The 19,420-nt window shown below is 69.0% G+C and carries 13 protein-coding genes; 9 read left to right on the top strand and 4 right to left on the bottom strand.

The window, feature by feature from the left end; translation table 11 throughout:
• The first annotated feature begins 41 nt into the window (after positions 1 to 41).
• A complete protein-coding gene (locus IW248_RS26100) occupies positions 42 to 779 on the top strand; it encodes a maleylpyruvate isomerase family mycothiol-dependent enzyme (protein WP_196929057.1) in 738 nt (245 codons plus the stop codon).
• Positions 780 to 923: 144 nt separating this feature from the next.
• Here the strand turns inward: IW248_RS26100 and IW248_RS26105 are convergent, their stop codons facing one another.
• Positions 924 to 2,453 carry a hypothetical protein gene (locus tag IW248_RS26105; RefSeq protein WP_196929058.1) on the bottom strand — a complete coding sequence of 510 codons (1,530 nt, stop codon included), beginning with the start codon at positions 2,451 to 2,453 and terminating at the stop codon, positions 924 to 926.
• Between the two features lie 358 nt (positions 2,454 to 2,811).
• Between IW248_RS26105 and IW248_RS26110 the strand changes: the two genes are divergently transcribed.
• From IW248_RS26110 to IW248_RS26120, 3 genes are all read left to right on the top strand, one after another.
• Positions 2,812 to 3,924, top strand: a complete 1,113-nt coding sequence (locus tag IW248_RS26110; RefSeq protein WP_196929059.1) for a ricin-type beta-trefoil lectin domain protein — start codon at positions 2,812 to 2,814, stop codon at positions 3,922 to 3,924.
• 222 nt (positions 3,925 to 4,146) lie between these two features.
• Positions 4,147 to 5,766 (top strand): serine/threonine protein kinase, encoded by a 1,620-nt coding sequence (locus IW248_RS26115; protein WP_196929060.1) that lies wholly within the window; start codon positions 4,147 to 4,149, stop codon positions 5,764 to 5,766.
• A gap of 496 nt (positions 5,767 to 6,262) precedes the next feature.
• Complete coding sequence (locus tag IW248_RS26120; RefSeq protein ID WP_196929061.1) at positions 6,263 to 7,798, top strand: non-reducing end alpha-L-arabinofuranosidase family hydrolase; 1,536 nt, start codon at positions 6,263 to 6,265, stop codon at positions 7,796 to 7,798.
• A gap of 96 nt (positions 7,799 to 7,894) precedes the next feature.
• Here the strand turns inward: IW248_RS26120 and IW248_RS26125 are convergent, their stop codons facing one another.
• Positions 7,895 to 8,494 carry a class I SAM-dependent methyltransferase gene (locus tag IW248_RS26125; RefSeq protein WP_307788239.1) on the bottom strand — a complete coding sequence of 200 codons (600 nt, stop codon included), beginning with the start codon at positions 8,492 to 8,494 and terminating at the stop codon, positions 7,895 to 7,897.
• Positions 8,495 to 8,639: 145 nt separating this feature from the next.
• Positions 8,640 to 11,870, bottom strand: coding sequence for a S8 family peptidase (locus tag IW248_RS26130; protein ID WP_196929063.1), 3,231 nt, complete (start codon positions 11,868 to 11,870; stop codon positions 8,640 to 8,642).
• 181 nt (positions 11,871 to 12,051) lie between these two features.
• Between IW248_RS26130 and IW248_RS26135 the strand changes: the two genes are divergently transcribed.
• The 3 genes from IW248_RS26135 to IW248_RS33270 all read left to right on the top strand — a co-directional run bounded on the left by IW248_RS26135 (position 12,052) and on the right by IW248_RS33270 (position 15,175).
• Positions 12,052 to 12,552, top strand: coding sequence for a sigma-70 family RNA polymerase sigma factor (locus tag IW248_RS26135; RefSeq protein WP_124822440.1), 501 nt, complete (start codon positions 12,052 to 12,054; stop codon positions 12,550 to 12,552).
• A complete protein-coding gene (locus tag IW248_RS26140) occupies positions 12,545 to 13,240 on the top strand; it encodes a hypothetical protein (RefSeq protein ID WP_196929064.1) in 696 nt (231 codons plus the stop codon). The genes IW248_RS26135 and IW248_RS26140 overlap by 8 nt, the downstream gene beginning before the upstream one ends.
• Positions 13,241 to 13,480: 240 nt before the next feature.
• Positions 13,481 to 15,175 (top strand): glucuronyl esterase domain-containing protein, encoded by a 1,695-nt coding sequence (locus IW248_RS33270; RefSeq protein WP_307788241.1) that lies wholly within the window; start codon positions 13,481 to 13,483, stop codon positions 15,173 to 15,175.
• 58 nt (positions 15,176 to 15,233) lie between these two features.
• Here IW248_RS33270 and IW248_RS26150 read toward each other — a convergent pair whose 3' ends face one another.
• On the bottom strand, positions 15,234 to 15,896 hold the full coding sequence (locus IW248_RS26150; protein WP_196929065.1) for a type 1 periplasmic-binding domain-containing protein: 663 nt from the start codon (positions 15,894 to 15,896) through the stop codon (positions 15,234 to 15,236).
• A 340-nt stretch (positions 15,897 to 16,236) separates the two neighbouring features.
• On the opposite strand from IW248_RS26150, the gene IW248_RS26155 reads away from it, so the two are divergent.
• Entirely contained in the window at positions 16,237 to 17,295 is a 1,059-nt protein-coding gene (locus tag IW248_RS26155) for a HupE/UreJ family protein (protein ID WP_307788242.1), read from the top strand.
• Positions 17,296 to 17,439: 144 nt separating this feature from the next.
• Complete coding sequence (locus IW248_RS26160) at positions 17,440 to 19,413, top strand: purple acid phosphatase family protein (RefSeq protein WP_196929067.1); 1,974 nt, start codon at positions 17,440 to 17,442, stop codon at positions 19,411 to 19,413.
• Positions 19,414 to 19,420 lie beyond the last annotated feature (7 nt).

Here is a 19,420-nt window from a genome sequence, read left to right on the forward strand (position 1 = left end):
CGGTCCGGCCGCGCCCTTGGGCAACTCAGTATGGTGGCGTCATGCCCGCCCCCGCCTTCGCGGATTCCCTCAACAGCCTGTTGGCGCGTGTCACCCAGGCCGGCAGCCGGGTGCTGGCGACGGTCGACCGGCTGGATGAGGATGAGCTGCGCGGCCCGTCCCGTCTGCCGGGCTGGAGTCGTGCGCACGTGTTGGCCCACCTCAGCAGAGGTGCTGACTCCCGGGTTCGGCTCCTCGAAGCGGCTCGGACCGGCCGGGCGATCCCCCAGTACCCGGACGAGGCCTACCGGGACCGGGAGATCCAGCAGTGGGCGCGCCGGAGCCTCTCGGAACTCACGGCGGACTTCCGGGCCGCGGACGAGCGACTGCGCGCGGCCATCGCGGACCATCCCGCCGACTGCTGGGGGCGAACCGTCCGTTGGCTCGGCGATGAGCAACGCAGCGTCAACGACGTCGTGCCCAGCCGGCTCCGTGAACTGGAGATCCATCACGTTGACCTCGACGCCGGATACGGGCCGCGAGAGTGGCCGGAATGGTTCGTCCAGGCCGAGTTGCCCGGTGTTGTCGACGACCTGCGGGACCGACCGGAGGTTCCCGACCTCCGACTGGTCGTCCGGGGGGAGGACGAGGACACGGCCCACCAGTTCGGCACCCGACCGACCAGGACGGTCCGGGGTGAGGCGAGTGTTCTCCTGGCGTGGCTGATTGGGCGCGGGAACGGCGACGGTCTCACTGTCGAGCCGGCTGGCCCTCTGCCGCAGTTGCCCGACTGGAAGTAGGAACCGAACGCGACACCGCCACCGCGATCACGGTGACGCTGGTGGACGGCATCCGGTCCCGCCGCAGGTCCGATCTTCTTGATCGAACCTGTGCGGGACCGGATGCCTACCTCTTGCTACCCGAGTGCCGGGGCGATCGGATGATCAGCCGAAGCAGTTGGGCACCGGGGGCGAACTGGGTGTGCAGTTCGTGGGCCGGTTGCCGCTGATGGCCGTCTTCTGGTCCACGGTGACCTGGCCGCCATCGTTGAAGATCCCGCCGGGTGCCAGGATGGAGATGTTGTCGGTGACCTTGCTTTCGGTGAGGGTGAGCGTGCTGTTGTTGTAGATGCCGCCGCCCTGGGAGCTGGAGCCGATGGCCCGGTTCCGGTCGACGTGGCTGCGCCGCAGTACGACGGTGCCGCTGCCGTTGTAAAGGCCGCCGCCGTGTTCGATGGTGCTGTTCGTACTGGCGATGTTCTCGCTGATCCGGGTCTCTTCGGCCACGAACTGGCCGATCTGGTTGAAGACACCGCCGCCGCGTTGGCCGGCTTCGTTGTGGTGGATCTTGCCGTGCTTGAGCTGGAAGACGCCGTCGGTGAAGATTCCGCCGCCCTCGCTGCCGGCTCGGTTGTCGTTGACTTCGATGTTCTTGGCCTCGGTGGTGGAGTTGATGCCGCCGCGGATACCACCGCCGCGGAAGCCCGCGGTGTTGTTGTCCAGGTGGACCTTGTCGAGGACGGCGACGCTGCTGTTGGACAGCCCGCCACCCGCACCGCCGATAGGCGTGATGCTGAAGACCCCGATCGTGTTGTTGTAGCTCAGCCGGGTGTTCTGCACGGTGAGGTTGCCGTTGTTGTGGACGCCTCCGCCGTCGAACAGGGCGCTGTTGTTGCTGATGTTGCTGCCGCCGTCCTTCTTCTTGTCCTTGTCGTGGTCGTTCCCGCCGAGGATCTTCGTGACGCCGAAGTTGGCGATACCACCGCCCGGGCCGTTGGTGTGGTTGTAGACCACGTCGGTGTTCTCGATGGTGGCCCTGCCGCCGATGTCGACCCGAATGCCACCGCCGCCGGCGCCAACCCCACCGTCGGCTTGGCCGCCCTTGATGGTCGCGTCCCGCAGCGTCAGGTCGCCGCCGGCTCCGACTTCGAGGATCCGGAACGGGGTGGCGTTGGCCGCGCGGACGATTGTGGACCCGTTCCCGTCGATCACGACCTGCTGGGTGATGATCGGCAGGCCGACCGCACCGAAGGGCACCGGTGGCTGGGGTGCGGACCTGGTGAGCGTGTAGGTGCACTTCTCGGCGAGCCGGAGCTTCGCCCCGGAGCCGGCGTTCGCGCGGACGATCGCCGCGATCAGCTCGTCGGCGTTGCAGGGTACGGACCGGAAGTCGTCGCCCCTGCTGTCCCGATGGTCGTTGTCCTTCTTGTGGTCCTTGCCGTCGCGGCCGCCCGGGTCCTGGCCTCCGTGGTCGTCACCGCCGCCCCGGCTGCCGTCGGCGAGGAGCTGCGTACCGGTGTTGCCGTCGCTCTTCCCGGGCGCCCCGCTCACTCCCACCGGGGTGAAGGCGGCCAGGCCGACCACTCCGGCCAACCCGGCCACGCCGGCGACGAGCCAGCGCGCCCGCCGCCTCTTCGGCAGAGGGGCCTGACCTGCCGCTACTTCGCTCATGTTCGGGTGTAGATAGTTGGACATCGAGCTACCTAGCCCTTCTCCGTACACCATGGCTCCGCACGTCACAGTCGGTGCAGAAGGCGACAAATCGGTTGTCGCCACCAAGGCGAACGTAGTCGAGCGTTACTCGCATAAACGGTGTTAGGTGAAAAAAGCCTACATTCGGGGTGCGTGCCACTGCCGTCCCGACGGAATCACCATGCTCATCTGCCCCTACCCGGTCGCTTGACGTAGACCAGACGAGCGACAAGAATTTACAAGAATCGCTGTTAGCGTTAACAATCCGTCCCAGTGCTGCGACGGCATCGTCATGCCGATGTCGCGGCGGTCGCGACGGCTTGACTCCTCGGCCAGCACTACCACCGCAGGGGAGAAATCTATGCGTACGAGGGCAAGATGGCTCGCGGCGACCGCCGCACTCGGTGTCGTTCTCGCCGGGGTGCTGACCTCGACGGGTCCGGCCAACGCGGAATCCAACGGCGGGGTGCGGGTGATGCCTCTCGGCGACTCCATCACCGAGGGCACCCAGGTGCCGGGCGGGTACCGCATCGGGCTCTGGCAGCGCCTCGTCAACGGCCGATACACAGTCGACTTCGTCGGGTCGCAGTTCAACGGGCCTGCCAGCCTGGGTGACCACGACCACCAGGGGCATCCCGGCTGGCGCATCGACCAGATCGACGCCAACATCGTCGGCTGGCTGAACACCCAACGGCCGCAGACCGTCCTGCTGCACATCGGCACCAACGACATCCTGCAGAACTACAACGTGAGCACCGCGCCGAACCGGCTCTCCACCCTGATCGACCGGATCACCACCACAGCGCCGAACGCGGAAGTGTTCGTCGCGCAGATCATCCCGCTCTCCAACAGCAACCAGGAGGCGGCCGCCCGTACCTTCAACGCGGCGATCCCGGGCATCGTGCAGAGCAAGGTGAACGCCGGCAAGCGGGTACGCCTGGTCGACATGCACAGCGCCCTCACCACCGCCGACCTGATCGACGGTGTCCACCCCACGTCCGGCGGCTACGACAAGATGGCTGCCCGCTGGTACAGCGCGTTGCAGTCGGTGCCCGGCAGCATCGGCGACCCGGGCAGCGGTGGTGGGCAGACCAACGCGATCGTGGGCACCCTGTCCGGTCGTTGCGTCGACGTCCCCGGCTCTTCGACGACCAACGGCACCCAGGTGCAGTTGTGGGACTGTCACGGCCGCACCAATCAGCAGTGGACCTACACGAGCGGCAAGGCGCTGACCGTGTACGGCAACAAGTGCCTCGACGCCGCAGGCTATGGCACCTCCCCGGGCACCCTGGTCACCATCTACGACTGCCACGGCGGAACGAACCAGCAGTGGAACGTCAACGCCAACGGCACCATCACCGGTGTGCAGTCCGGCCTCTGCCTGGACCCCTACAACGTGGGCACCGGCAACGGTACGAAGCTCGTTCTCTGGACCTGCACAGGCCAGGCCAACCAGCAGTGGAGCCGCCGATAGCTCGTGCGGTCGCGCCGGGTGGTCGGATCGCAGATGATCCGACCACCGGGCCCGAGCTGGCCGGCAGCGCGGCGTGGTGGAACCTGTCCGAAGCTCCGGTCGTGGCCCCACTCGTGGACGGCATCGACGGGGCTCGGTGAGCAGACGATAGGCTGCGGCCGGCATCGGAGTGACCTAAGGGGAACGGGTGATAGGCGGAACGGTTCGCGCGGTGATCGCGGCGTGAGCGTCAGGTTGCGTCCCGGTGACCCGGCACGCCTCGGTGGGTACGAGGTGCTCGACCGGCTCGGCGATGGCGGCATGGGCACTGTTTTCCTGGCCCGCTCGCCGCAGGGGCGGCGGGTGGCGGTCAAGGTCGTCCGTCCGGAGCTCTCGCACGACGAGGAGTTCCGGGGGCGGTTCCGTAGTGAGGTGAACCGCGCCCGCCAGGTTCCGCCGTTCTGCACGGCCGAGGTCCTGGACGCGGACCCGGACCATGACCCGCCGTACCTGGTGGTGGAGTACGTCGAGGGCCCCAGTCTGGCCCAGGTGGTCCGGGAACAGGGGCCGCTGGGGGCGGCGCAACTGCACAGCATCGCGGTCGGGGTGGCCACCGCGCTCACTGCCATCCACGGGGCCGGGGTGATCCACCGTGATCTGAAGCCGGCGAACGTCCTGGTCGCACCGGGTGGGATCAAGGTCATCGACTTCGGCATCGCCCGCGCGTTCGAGGCGACGAGCCAGCACACCCGGACCAATCACATGGTCGGGACCGTCTCGTACATGGCTCCGGAGCGGTTCGATACGACGTCCGGCCGTCCGGTGGGCCCGGCCGCGGACATTTTCGCCTGGGGTGCCCTGGTCGCCCACGCCGCGACCGGCCGCAGCCCGTTCGGGGGTGATTCCGCTACCGCCACCGCGATGCGGATCCTGACTCAACCGCCGGACCTGACCGGGCTCGGCGGGCCGTTGCGGGAGTTGGTCTCCCGGACGTTGGAGAAGGATCCCGCTGCTCGGCCCACCGCTCGGGAGTTGCTCGACGCGTTGTTGACCGCAGCGACTCCGGGGGCTGCCGGCGGGCCGGCCCAACTCCTGGGCGCAATGCCGACGGCGAGTGCGTCGCCCGCCGCCGGTGGTGATGGCCAGGGCCAGCCGTCGATGTCACCGGGTCTGGCCACGGCCGGTCGGGTGGCCTCCCGCAGGCGGGGATGGCTCACCGCACTGGGGGCGACGGCTGCGGTGATCGCGGTGCTGGTGCCCGCTTTCCTGTTCGGCCCGCAACTGCTGCGCGGGCAGTCCAAACCGGACCCGGCCGGCTCGACGCCGAGTGGTAGCCCGGTGACGAGCGGGCCGCCGGTCACCGCGTCCACGCCCGCATCGGGTAAGCCGACCGCGTCACCGTCGGCAAGCGTGGACCCGACCCAGGGCATGCTGGCCGGTCAGCGGCGATTCCTGCTGCACGTGGTGGAGATCGACGGTGACCTGTCGCTGCCGTCGCACGGTGAAGTCAAGGTCGGGAACGGAACCGGCAAGGATGCCCTCTTCGTGCTCGAACCGGTAGGTGTCGACTACATGATCAAGTCCACCAACCCGGAGATCGCCCACCGACCGTGCCTTGGGGTCAAGGTCGATTCAGAGGGGTACAAGTCGCTGGTGGGAGCCGGCTGTCGGCCCACCAAGGCAACCCTGTTCACGATCTTCCGTGAGGGCAGGGACGACAAGGGGCGCGCCTCCTACTCCATCATCAACGAGGAGCACGGCCCGGTGCAGTGGAGCCCGACCAAGAAGGAGATCTTCGTCGAGTTTCTCGGCGACGCCCCGCTCGACACCACGTTCAGCCTGGTCGACCGAGGCGCGGTCTGACTCGGGCGTACCCCGTCGCCTGAAGGCGACGGAAGTGGTCCGAGGGATCGGCTGTTGACATCGACGGCGCTTCACTCGGTGGACGCGCCGGGCTGAGTTCGTCGGCACCGAGAGCAATGCGCAAACGTCGATGTTAACGCGCGCGCGGTGCCTCCTCAAGGGCGCAACTGTGGTCTGCGCCGGGGATCCGGGGCGATGCCTGCGGGAAGTCGGTTGAAGACGCCCGGCGCCAAGATCCGCGGCCCGTTAGCGACTGATGTTCCCAGCACGTTACGTCTTGACGAACGGCATGTTATCGCTCACAGTCGATGCCTAAGGACGACGACACCTTGGCTTTCCGGGCAAGCCCTGCCTCGTCGATCTCGAATCAGGCGTGCGCTACAGCGCGCCGGCGTCTTGTTAACGCTAACTTTCTGACGCCTGCGCGCTCGGCCACGCGTCGCGGTACGCCCACCCTCGGGCAGGCCGTTCGGCTCTTGGTCACTGGAGGAGGATCATGTCTGCCCTCGATAGGTCTCCATCGATCGCAACGCCGTCGCGACGGCGACGTTGGTGGTTGCCCCGCCTTGTCGCCGCCAGCGCGGCGGCTCTGATGGTCGGTGGCGCCGCCGTAGCGGTGGTGTCGTCACCCGCCGCCGCGGCGTCGGTCGACACGAACGCGTGGTACGTGTTGGTCAACCGCAACAGCGGCAAGGCCCTGGACGTCTACAACCTGGCCACGAATGACGGCGCCCGGATCACCCAGTGGGCCCGCAACAACGGCAACCAGCAGCAGTGGCAGTTCGTCGACTCCGGTGGTGGCTACTACCGGGTGAAGTCGCGGCTGTCCGGCAAGGTGCTGGACGTGTCGGGCTTCTCGACCGCCAACGGCGGCAGCATCGTGCAGTGGAGTGACCTCAACGGCACCAACCAGCAGTTCCGGCTGGCCGACTCGGACAGCGGCTACGTCCGGTTGATCAACCGGAACAGCAACAAGGTGATGGAGGTGCAGGGCGCCTCGACCGCCGACGGCGGAAACATCGTGCAGTACGACGACTGGAACGGCACCAACCAGCAGTGGCAGTTCGTCCGCGTCGACGGAACCACGCCGCCGCCGACGACGACGCCGCCGCCGGGTGGCACGTGTGACCTTCCCTCGACGTACCGGTGGTCCTCCACCGGGGTGTTGGCGAACCCGAAGTCGGGTTGGGTGTCCCTGAAGGACTTCACCGTCGCCCCCTACAACGGCCAGCAACTGGTCTACGCCACCACGCACGACTTCGGGAGCAGCTGGGGCTCGATGAACTTCAGCCTCTTCACGAACTACTCGCAGATGGCCTCGGCCAGCCAGAACACGATGAACTCCGGGACTGTCGCGCCGTCGCTCTTCTACTTCGCGCCGAAGAACATCTGGGTGCTCACCTACCAGTGGGGTGGCACGGCGTTCTCCTACCGGACCTCGACCAACCCCACCAACCCGAACGGCTGGTCCGCGGCGCAGCCGCTGTTCACCGGAAGCATCACCGGCTCCGGTACCGGTCCGATCGATCAGACGGTCATCGGTGACGGTACGAACATGTACCTCTTCTTCGCCGGCGACAACGGCAAGATCTACCGGGCCAGCATGCCGATCGGGAACTTCCCGGGCAACTTCGGCAGCAGCTACACGACCATCATGAGCGACACGACGAACAACCTGTTCGAGGCCGTTCAGGTCTACAAGCTGCAGGGCCTGAACAAGTACCTCATGATCGTCGAGGCGATCGGCTCGACGGGCCGCTACTTCCGTTCGTTCACGGCCACCAGCCTGAACGGTTCGTGGACGCCGCAGGCCGCGTCCCAGAGCAACCCGTTCGCCGGCAAGATCAACAGTGGTGCTACCTGGACCAACGACATCAGCCACGGTGAGCTGCTGCGCACCAACGCCGACCAGACCATGACGGTCGACGCCTGCAACCTGCAGTTGCTGTACCAGGGTCGTTCCCCCAGCTCTGACGGCGTGGACTACGGCCTGCTGCCGTACCGGCCGGGTCTGCTGACCCTGCAGCGCTGACACGATTTGATCAAGCTCGACTGACCCGGAACGGGCGGGCTCGGCGTCACGCCGAGCCCGCCCGGCTCATTTTCGCCGGTGTGGTCACGCCCGAGATCATTCGACAGGCGTGCCGGTGACACAGGTCAGCACCCGGCCCTGACCACGAGTGGCGCTCGATGTGGTCGTGGCGAAACCGTGGGCTTCGAGCAGCAGTTCGGCCGCGGTGAGGTTCGCGGTGGCGTGCGCATCGGTGGGTCGCTCGCCGAAGACGTAGAGCCGCCCTCCCGGCACCAGCAGGCTGCGCATCCGAGCGATCTGCTGCGCCGCGTCGCCCAACCAGAAGAGGCTGACGTTCACCGCGAAGATCTTGGTGAAGTGGTCAGTCGGAAGGTCGGCGGACTCGAACCCGGCGCGCCGGATCTCGGCTCGGCCGGCGTCGATGTGGCTCAGGTTCCGTTGGGTCGCGAGTCGCACCATCGTCGCGGCGCGGTCGATGGCGACGATCCGGCCGGTGGTGAGTTGGTCGGCGACCAGGGAGACAGCAGCTCCCCGACCGCAGCCGATCTCCAGCACCCGGTCGTCGGGCGCGACAGCCATGGTCTCCACCGCCCAGCGCTGCCGATGGGCGGCCGTCGACCGTATCGGTTCGTTCGCCGCGGGCGTCGTGCCAGCGCTGGGCGAACCCGGATCGCCTGTCGAAAAGGTGGACCTCACGACGTCACTCGCCGGTGCCTTCTCTGCTCACACCACTGATTCCACCCTCTCCGCGGAGTCGGTGCACCGTGTCCTCGGTCACCGCGCGGGGACGGGCGTCGGGGCGGCGGCTCCGGCAGCCCGCCGCCCCGACCCGGGTCGGGCGTCAGGCGATCCGATAGGCCCGCTGGATCGTCTGCGTGACCGTGTTGCCGGCGGTGTCGGTGGCCGTCAGTCGCAGCGACACGAATCCGGCCCGCCGCGGGTGAACGATGAGAGCGACGTTCCGGAGCACCGGCAACGCGACCCAGGTCCGGCCGTCGTCGAACGACGCCGACACCCCGAGCGTGCGGTTGGGCGCGGCCTTCGAGCCGGCCTGCCGGTCCAACGCCACCGGGATTGCCATGATCCGGCCGGTCCGTGCCGTGTTGGTGTCGTCGAGCACGGGTGTCGGGCGAGCCGTCGTCAGGGGCAACCGCTGCGGCGACGTCGTGTGCGCGGAGGTGAAGGTCCAGGCCACCGAGACCGACGTCGACAGGGTGTCCGGGGCGCCTCGGGTGGCGGACGCCTCCAGGCGGTAGCTGGCCTTCCCGGCGGGCACCGCGAACTCGGCCCACGCGCTGTCCGAGGTGCCGATCTCCTTACCGTCGCGCAGCAGCCGGAACCGCACCGGCTGGTCGTCGCGGCTCGCGGGGCGACCGGCCGCGTCGCCGAACAGGGGCACCGACGCGATCGAGATGGTGTCGCCGTCGCGGCCCGCGTACCCCAGGGGTGACAGGGTCGGGGCCTGGGTCACGGTGGGCCCGAACGGCGCCGCGTTCCAGGTCTGGGTGTACGTCCGCCCCGACGTAACTGTCGAATCCTGCGTCGTGGAGTTGTCGCCCTCGACGAACGTGGACGTCCAGACGATGCCGCCGTCGGTGTTGTAGTACTCGGTGCCCTTGAACGGCAGGTCGACAGGCGTGTTCGACCCGATCGGGCCCGAGCCTCCGGGCGCCGACGCGCGGTGGAACCGGGTGGCCGTCGTCGTCGTGGACTGGCTGCGGTAGGTCGTCTTGACCGTGGCCAGGTTCTTCGGTGACAGCTTCCTGGTCAGGCCGGTGAACATGTCGCCAGTGCCGACGTACGCCAGGTCATAGGTGTAGGGGCTGTTCCGGAAGGTGCGGTCCTTGCCCGGTCGCGCGAGCCCGACGCCCAGCGTGGCGGTGAACTCGGGTGCCGCGACGGCGGGCCCGATCCGACCGAAGAAGACGTCAGCGAAGGACACGCCGCTGAGTTGGACCCCCGGGTAGCGCATGCCGTCGTCCCAGTTGGCGCTCACGTTGATCGATATCGGCGCAGCGTCGTGCTGCGGCACTGTCAACGCGACAGGCTTGGCGCTACGGGCGTCGACCGCCTCGGTGACCGGGCCGCGGACGTCCAGGACCGGCTGTGCGAGCAGGGTCGACACGCCACCCTCGTGGATGGTGCTGTACAACGCGTACCGACCCTTGGGCAGCCGCAGGACGCCGCCGCCCGGTGTCGCGGCGAGGGTGCTGAACTCGCCGGTGGTCAGGTTCGCCGCCACTGTCGTGTACTCGGTGGCCGGCTTGCCGTCGCGCCCGGTGTGGTTGAGCCGTACGTCGTAGCTCTCGATCTCACGGTTCAGCACGAAGGGCGTCCGTACCCGCAGGTCGCCGGCGCCGGTCGCGGTCAGCGCCCCCTGGTAGACGCCGTCCGGAGTGTCCACCCGGGTGTCCACAGTGATCGTCGCCTCGGCGCGGCCGCCGGCCGGCACCACGAGCGTGGCCGGGCTGACGGTGAGCATGCCGGCCGGGGCCGGGGCGATGGCCAACGTCAGGGTGACCGGCGCGGTGCCCGTGTTGCGGTAGCCGACGACCTGGGTGATCGGGCTGTCGTCGGCGTGCGGCCAACGCTGCACCGGGAAGTCGATGGCGGCGATGTCGGTGGCGACCGGCTGGGCGACCGCGCGGGCGATGTCCACCCGGCCGGCGCCCTGCTCGTAGATGGTGTCCTCGCCGGTCGGCTTGGCCGAGTCCATCAGGGCGGCCTTGAGCTGCGGGCCGGTCCAGTCCGGGTGCTGCCCGGCGAGGATCGCGGCGGTGCCGGCCACGTGCGGGGTCGCCATCGACGTACCCGACATGGTGGCGTAGTCGCCGCCGGGGGCGGCGGCCACGATGTCGACGCCCGGCGCGCTGATCTCGGGCTTGATGTGGTTGTCGCCGACGCGCGGGCCCCGGCTGGAGAAGTAGGCCCGCTGGTCGTCGGCGTCGACGGCGGCGACGGCGAGTGCGTCGTCGGCGGAGGCCGGCGAGGAGACCGACTTCGGCTTCCCCTCGTTGCCGGCCGCGACCACGAAGAGGGTGCCGTACCTGTGGCTCAGCTCCTGGACCGCGGTCTCCAGCGGATCCAGGCTGGGCGCGTCGTCGCCGCCCACGCTCAGGTTGACCACAGGGGCCTGCGGCGCGAGCCACTGCATGCCGGTGATGATGTCCGAGTCCTGGCATTCGGTGGTGGCGCAGACCTTGCCGACGAGCAGCTTCGCCCCCGGCGCGACCCCGCGATACCTGCCACCGGAGGCGGCGCCGCTGCCGACGATCGTCGACGCCACGTGGGTGCCGTGGCCGACCGCGTCGCTCGGGTCGTCGCCACCGGTGAAGTCCCGGACCTCGGTGAGGTGGCCGGCGAAGTCGGGGTGACTGGCGTCGATCCCGGTGTCCAGCACACCGACGGTCACGCCGGTGCCGTCGAAACCGGCCTGCCAGGCCGCCGGGGCACCGATCTGCGGAACGCTGCGATCGAGGGAGACCTTGCGCTTGCCGTCCAGCCAGATGTGGGTGACCCCGGCGGTGAGGGTGCGCGCGGACGGCGTACCCCGGGTGAGCGACGCCCACAGCGTCACCCGGTCGTCGCGGTCCGCCCGGACCGCGAGCGCGTGCGCGGCCGGGAGGTCGGCCCGCACCCGCCCGGCACCCCCGGTGGTCGCGGTCCGCGCCCGCGCCGCCATGTTCTCGGGGTACGCGACAAGCAGCGGCAGCTCGGCCGCCCGGTCGTCGTAGCCGAACTCGCCGAGCGTGGTGAGGTCGAACAGGCGCCGGTCGAGCCGCCCGTCCCGCACCAGTGGCATCGCGTCCACCGGGACGACGTACTGGTGACCGTCCTCCCGGCTGCTCACGAACCGCATGGCGGCCCGACCCGGCCCGCGCTGGATCTGCGGGCGACCCGCCGCGTCCAGCGAGACCCGGTCCCCGGTGATCAGGGTGAACGTTCCGGTGGCGCCGGGAGCGGTGGCCGCCGGGCTCTCCTGCGCGTTCGCCGGTTGGGCGGTCAGGCCCGCCGCAACCAGCGCGGTCGCGAGTACGCCGGCTGTCAGGGCGCGTCGTTGCCGTCGTCGCACATCGTCCTCTCCGCCACGGGCGTCTCCCGGGTCGGCACGATGACGCCTGGCCAGGTCGTCAGGTTGATCACTCCGGTGTGACAGAGGCCACAATCCCGCCCCGCGCCGACGCGACAGGTCCACCCGGGCGAGTTCCATGCGGCGGTGACCAGGGGACGAGGCATGGGAGGGCACCTGTCGGATGCGTGACGCCGAAGAGTTCGACGCCCTCTACGCGGCCTGCGCGGGTCGGGTCGTGGGTCACGTGTACGCGCTCACCGGCAACCGTGCCGAGGCCGAGGACGCCGTCGCCGAGGCGTTCATGCGGGCCTGGCAGCGGTGGCGGACGGTGCGGGAGACGGACAGTCCGGAGGCGTGGGTCCGCCGGGTGGCCTCCCGGATCGCGGTGAGCAGTTGGCGCAAGGCATTCAACCGGGTACGCGCACACCGCCGGGCCGCTGTCGACCAGGGCGTGCCCGGACTGAACGAGGACCACGTCGCACTGTTGCAGGCGCTGCAACGGCTGAGCGCCAACGAGCGGCGGGCCGTCGTGCTGCACCACCTCAACGATCTCAGCGTCGCGGAGGTGGCGGCCGAGATGCAGGCTCCCGTCGGGACCGTGAAGACGTACCTCGCCCGTGGTCGGAGAGCGATGGCCGGGTTGCTGACCGATGCGCACCAGGAGGAGACCTCCCATGGCTGATCCGCGCGACGATCTCACCGCGATCGTGGACGAGGTCCGGCGAGTCGCCACGCTGCCGGGGGCGCAGACGTTGCGGCACCGCAGCGACAGGCGTCGGCGGCGCCGGGCGGCCGTCGGCGCGGCGGGGCTGGCCGTGGTGACCATCGCCGCTGGCACCACCCTGTTGCAGCCGCGGAACACCGTCGAGACGCCGGACGTCGGCCCGGCCACCCAGGTCGCGCCGCCCGTGGTCCCGTCCGCGACCGCCCCGGCGGGACCGCAGGAGATCCTCGGCGGCCGGCGGCAGGTCCAGATCGTGCTGCCCGGCATGCGTGGAGCCACGTTGGCGATCGACAGCGACGGCGACCAGGTGCGGGCCACCACCGAACAGGGCATCGATGACCGGGCGCTGTGGGTGCTGCGCCCCGAGGGCGACAGGTACCGCATCCTCCTGGCGTCCGGTGCCAACGCGATCTGCATGACCGCCGTGCACGACGCCGCGCCGGGCAGCGTACGCGGACGGGCATGTGATGCCGCCGCCTCGACGCAGCTCTTCCGGATCGATCAGGTTCCCGACGGCAGCTACTCGATCTTCCAGGGCAAGCGTTACGTCCAGGTGGTCGACGGCACCAACGCCCTGGTCCCCGACCTGCCCGAGGGACTCACCACCACGTACGAGTTCCAGGATCGCGGGCCTGCCCCGCGTTGATTGTCGAAACCTTTCCGATACCTGGTGCGGGGCGACCCGTGCTCCCACCCGCGCTCCTGCAGGCGGAGATGCCCGGCGGCGGGGGTCGAAGACTCGCCTGAGGGGGCGGGAGGTGTCGAAAGTTTCGGCAAAATATTGACACCTGACGATCGAAGCGCCCAAGCTTTACCTGGCTGGCATTCGTGATCTTCGATTACGTCTCGTTCCTTCCTTTCCATTACCACTCGGAAGGAGAGCCCCGTGATCATCAGCTCGGGCCGCTCTAGGACCCGTTCGGTGGTCGTCGCGCTTGCGGTAGCAGCGCTCACGGTCGCCGGATCGGTATCGGTAGCAACACGAACCATTAACGCCCAAGCCGCCGTGGGCCCGCTGGCCGCGGCAGTGGAGGACGAAGGCGCCGACTGCGTGGTGTCCGGTCTGCCGGACCTGGGCTCGCTGCCCACCAACGCCAAGCTTCCCGACCCCTTCAAGAAGCTGAACGGCCAAACCATCACCTCGAAGTCCGACTGGCGCTGTCGCCGGGCCGAGATCAAGGAGTTGGCGGAGAAGTTCGTCTTCGGCGACAAGCCCGCCAAGCCCGCGACCGTCACGGGGACGGTGTCCAACAGCAACGTCACAGTCAACGTGTCACACAGCGGCAGGAGTTCCAGCTTCTCGGCGCGGGTCGAGCTGCCCAGCGGCACCGGTCCCTTCCCGGCCGTCGTGGTCGTCGGCGGGTTCGGCGCGGACACGGCCACCATCAAGGCCGCCGGCGCTGCCGTGATCAGCTACGACCCGTTGGCTGTCGGGCGCGAGGGCACTCCTCGGAACAACAAGCAGGGCGCGTTCTACAGCATCTACGGCTCGTCGAGCAGCACGGGACTGCTCGCTGCCTGGGGCTGGGGCGTGAGCCGGATCATCGACGTCATCGAGCAGTCCGACGGCAGGATCCTCAAGGCGGACGCGATGGGCGTCACCGGTTGCTCCCGTTACGGCAAGGGCGCCTTCGCGATCGGTGTGTTCGACCAGCGCATCGCCCTGACCATGCCGATCGAGTCGGGCAGCGCGGGCGTCCCCATCTTCCGCGGCATTCCCGGCGAGGGCGCGCAGAGCCTGAGCAGCGCGTACGGGGAGCAGCCCTGGTTGGGCGACGCGTTCGGCTCCTTCACCAGCAGCCCGAACCGGCTCCCGGTGGACACGCACGAGATGGTCGCCATGGTGGCGCCACGCGGACTGTTCATCATGGACAACCCGCACATCGCCAACCTCGGACCCCGATCGGCGAGCGTGGCGGCCCTGGGCGGTGCGGAGGTCTACAAGGCGCTCGGCGCCGGTGACAACATCACCTACTGGTCCGACGTGCAGGACGGGAGCCACTGCGCCAACCGCTCGGAGTGGCGTACCCCGTTGCAGAACAACATCCGGAAGTTCCTGCTGAAGACGGGCAACGAGCCGGGTGTGATCCGGATTTCCAGCAGGGCGCTCGGCCGGTTGGCCGACTGGCGGGACTGGCCGACGCCGGTCCTGTCTGACGGCCCGACCACGCCGCCGCCCACCACGCCGCCGCCCACCACGCCGCCGCCCACCACGCCGCCCCCGACCACGCCGCCCCCGACCACGCCGCCTCCGACCACGCCCCCGCCCACCACCCCGCCACCGGGCGGTGCTGGCTGTGCGGCGGCGGTGTCGGTCAACCAGTGGACGGGTGGCTTCGTCGCCACGGTGCGGGTGACCGCCGGCGCCGCACCGGTGACTGGCTGGACGGTCACCATGACACTGCCGGCGGGTGCCGGCATCACAAGCGTCTGGAGCGCCAACCGGAGCGGCGACACCGGCACGGTCCGGTTCACCAACGTGGCCTACAACGGCGCCGTCGCAGCCGGGCAGTCGACCGAGTTCGGCTACCAGGGCACCGGCACCGGTGCGGGGATGGTCCCCACCTGCTCGGCCGCGTGACTCTCCGGCCCGGTGCGGAGGTCGCAAGCCTCCGCGCCGGGCCGTGCGGGCCTGCGCGTCAGAGCCAGACCACGATCCCGGTCAGGTCGTTGAGGACGGCGGCCACGCCCGCCCGGACGGCCGCCGCGCAGCGGTCCGCGGTGAACGAGTTCGGGTCGTACGTCGAGGACATGCCGAGCCCCTCACCGCGGAACGACGCGCCGTCCCAGTCGACAGCTGTCACGTTGTGGGTGGGCTCCGCCAGTTCCGCGCCCACCACGAGGAACTTCTCGTCCAGGTGGTTGGGCGTGACCAGCGCGAGCCCGTCGATGAGGTCGTTGCCCGCGCTGACGATGAGGTCCGGGCCCATCTCCATCGCCTTGGCGATGCTGGGAACGGCGTCGTGCGCGTTGCCGACGACGATCGTCCTGAGGTCGACGTGCTCGTCGTCGGCCCACTCCTTGACCGCCGTCACGAGGGCCTTGGTCGGGTTGTCCGCACCGCTGGTCAGCAGGACGACCCGGTAGTCCTTCGGCGGGTGGACGTCGGCCCACGAGCCCGGCTGCGGCGTGATGGTCGCCTCGGGCGCGGGCTTCGTGGAGGGGTCGACGAACCCCGGGCCGAGCGTGCCGATGGCGCTGGGCGCCGGACGTGGCTCGGACCAGTCGTCGCTGGAGTTGCAGGCGGTGACCAGCGCGGCGGTCGCGGCCAGCAGGGCAACGGCCCGAAGCGGGGGGCGCAAGGTGATCGTCCTCCGGATGGTGGCGGAAAGTGCGCGTACTTCTTCGTATTCCTATCTCAGTTCCAGTCACCGGTAATCGGTGGGCGGCCGTTCGAGGACTTTGTTCTCCGGCGGTTCGCCGGTGTGCGGGTTGGTGTTCACCCACGCCATGCAACGTGCACTGGCCAACCAAGGGAGTCGAATGTCAGGCCGCATCCGCCGTACCGTTATCGTCGCCGCTGTCGGTTTCGCCGCAGCGGTTGTTCCGTTTCTGGGTTCCGAGGCGGCCTCCGCGCACGGCTTCTCGTCGACTGTGTACACGAAAATTGCAGCGGGAGATGAGGGTCACATTCGGACCGGGGTGGAGCTCGAATACGACCTCCTCGTCGTTTCCGCCGCGGATGCCGGTGACGACGACCCGCTCTTCCAGGCGGGAACCGCCGCGTTCGAGGCGGGCGACACCGCTGCCCAGGCCGCCGCACTGAAGAGTCACGCGGCGGCGGTCCTCGGGTACGTCTCCGACCGGTTCTCGGTGAGTTCCCGGGGTGCGGCCTGCCGGCCGACCCAGGTGGGTGACGCGACGATCGGCGAGCGCGAGGGCGTGCCGTACGCGGACCTGCTGCTCGACTGGACCTGCCCCGAGCGGGCCGACGAGCACGTGGTGCGCAGCGGCCTCTTCCCGGACGGCGAGGGGTACGTCAAGGGCACGAAGACGATCGTCACCTACGAGATCGACGGCCGTTCGGGCAGCGCGGCGCTCGACGCCGCCAACCCGTCCTTCTCGACCGCGCAGGCCTGGTACGAGCGGTTCGGCGAGTTCTTTCTCCTGGGTGCCGAGCATCTGCTGACCGGGATCGACCACATCCTGTTCCTGCTGGCGCTCATCGCCGGGTCGCGGCGGCTTCGGGAAATCGTGCTCGCGGCCACCAGCTTCACCCTGGCGCACTCGGTGACGTTCATGCTCGCCGCGCTCGGCCTGGTCGAGGTGCCCGGGGCGATCGTGGAACCGATCATCGCGTTGTCGATCGCGGTGGTCGCCGGCTGGCACCTGTGGGGGATCTGGCGGCGCGGCGAGCACGCGACCGACCTGGAGACGGCCGGGCGCGGGCACTTCAGCCTCGACCGGGCCGGCTGGATCCGCCTCGGTGTGGTGTTCTGCTTCGGCCTCGTGCACGGCCTGGGCTTCGCGGGCGCGCTGGGCATCGACGAGGCGTGGTCGTGGACCCTGCTGTGGTCGCTGCTGGTGTTCAACATCGGCATCGAGGTCGTTCAGTTGACGGTTATCGCGATCATCTTCCCGCTGCTGTTCGTGCTGCGCCGTCGTGCGCCGAAAGCCGGCCTCTGGGCGACCGGGGCTGTTTCTGCGGGCGTGTCCATTATGGGGTTGATCTGGTTTGTGCAGCGCATTTCCGGATCATGAGTAGGGCTAAGTAGTTCGTGAAGTGCAGTCTTTCGCAAGATCACGTTCACGGTTGGTTCATCGGGCGGCGAAAGCGTGGAATTGCTTCCCCAGCGTCGGGTGAAGGCACAATCCATTTCTCTATTTGAAAAGGGAACAATGTCGATGACATTGAGCACCTCGACACGGGCCTCCGCGCTCGTGCGGCGGCGCCTGGTCGCCGGGGTCGCAGCCGGGTTCCTCGGTTTGGGCGCGGCCCTCGGCAGCGGCCTGATGGCCACCGCGAGCGCGGCCGAGTCCACCACGATCACCGGTGTGGTCCTCGGCGTCGGCGCCAACGAGACCCAGCGCATCGTGAGCTGGTACTCCTCCGCCGACACCGCGCAGAAGATCCAGCTCGCCCCGACCGCCGAGATCGTCAACGGCGAGTTCCCGGCCGGCGCCGTCAGCTTCGACGCCGTTGGTGCGGCGAACACCTCCACCACCGGGTTCAACCGGCACGCCACGATCAGCAACCTGCGCGAGAACACGGCGTACTCGTACCGGGTCGGCGCCGAGGGCAGCTGGTCCCCGGCGTACGCCTTCAAGACGCAGGACTTCGAGGGCGACTACGACTTCCTGTTCTTCGGCGACCCGCAGATCGGCTCCTCCGGTGACCGGCTGAAGGACCAGGCCGGCTGGGAGGACACCCTGAAGGTCGCCACCGCGGCCAACCCGAACGCCGAGCTGCTGGTGTCCGCCGGCGACCACGTCGAGAGCGCCAACGACGAGGGTCAGTGGACCTCGTTCCTGGCCCCCGACCAGCTGCGTCAGGTCCCCCTCGTCGCCACCATCGGTAACCACGACGTCGGCGGCAAGTCCTACGAGCAGCACCACTTCACCCCGAACACCGACCGCTCGGCCCAGTACTACAACGGGGACCAGGCGACCCGGTCCGGCGGCGACTACTGGTTCATCCACAAGGATGTGCTGTTCATCGACCTGAACAGCAACAGCTACGCCAACCCGGCGGACGGCTCCGCCGGCGGCGACGCGGCGCACGTCGCGTACGTCACCGACGTCATCAACAAGCACGGCTCCGAGGCCAAGTGGAAGGTGCTTGTCTACCACCACTCGATCTACTCGCCGGCCAGCCACGCGACCGACACCGACAACAAGCAGCGGCGGGAGGACTTCACCACCGCGTTCTCCAACCTCGGCGTCGACATGGTGCTGCAGGGGCACGACCACAGCTACTCCCGTAGCTACTCGATCAAGAACGGTCAGAAGGAGAACCCGGCCGAGCAGCCGGGTGCCGCCGAGGTTTTCCCCGGCCCGGGCGGCGTCATCTACGTGACTGCCAACTCGGCCTCCGGCTCGAAGTACTACGACATCAAGAAGCCGGACAGCACCGGGACGGGCATCCGCGGCAACGGCCCGGACCCGCTCGACCCGAACAAGTACTGGTACAACTCGTCGCAGAACCAGGAGCACGTCCGCAGCTACGTCAAGGTGCAGGTGCGCGGCGACAAGCTGGTCCTGGCCAACGTTCGCAGCGGCACCTGCGCGGCGCCGAACGCGGCCGTCGAGAAGGGCCTCTCCTGCGTCAACACCCCGGATGGTCAGCCGGTCGGCTCAATCACCGACAAGGTGACGGTGCACCCGTTCCACGGTGACGGTCAGGCCATCCAGGTCAACGTGCCGAACCCGGCTCCGGGCGAGTTCGGCTGGACGATCGACGGCTACAACGGTCTGGTCGACCTGGGTACCGCGCAGGAGCGCAACGGCACCTACTTCCAGGCCAACGGCAAGATCAACCCGATCCTCGTGTCGGACAGCCGCCGGTCGCTCGCCCCGTGGTCGATCTCGGCCAACGTCGGCGACTTCCAGGACGCCGACAAGAAGTTCTCCGGCTCCTACCTCGGCTGGAACCCGTACGTGCTCGACGCCGGCGCGGGCGCCGAGGCCGGTGCCCCGGTCCTGTCGTCGCTCGACGACCAGGGCAAGGGCCTCTCGGTCTCCAGCGCGCTCGCCGCGGCCGCGCAGGGTCACCCGCGCGGCGGCGCCAAGCTCGGCGCTGACCTGGACCTGAAGATCCCGGACAGCATCGCGAAGGGTAGCTACCGCACCACCCTCACGATCACTGCTCTGAGCAGCTGACCGGACT

The sequence above is a fragment of the Micromonospora ureilytica genome, assembly GCF_015751765.1.
In the GTDB taxonomy this organism is placed as follows: Bacteria; Actinomycetota; Actinomycetes; order Mycobacteriales; family Micromonosporaceae; genus Micromonospora; species Micromonospora ureilytica.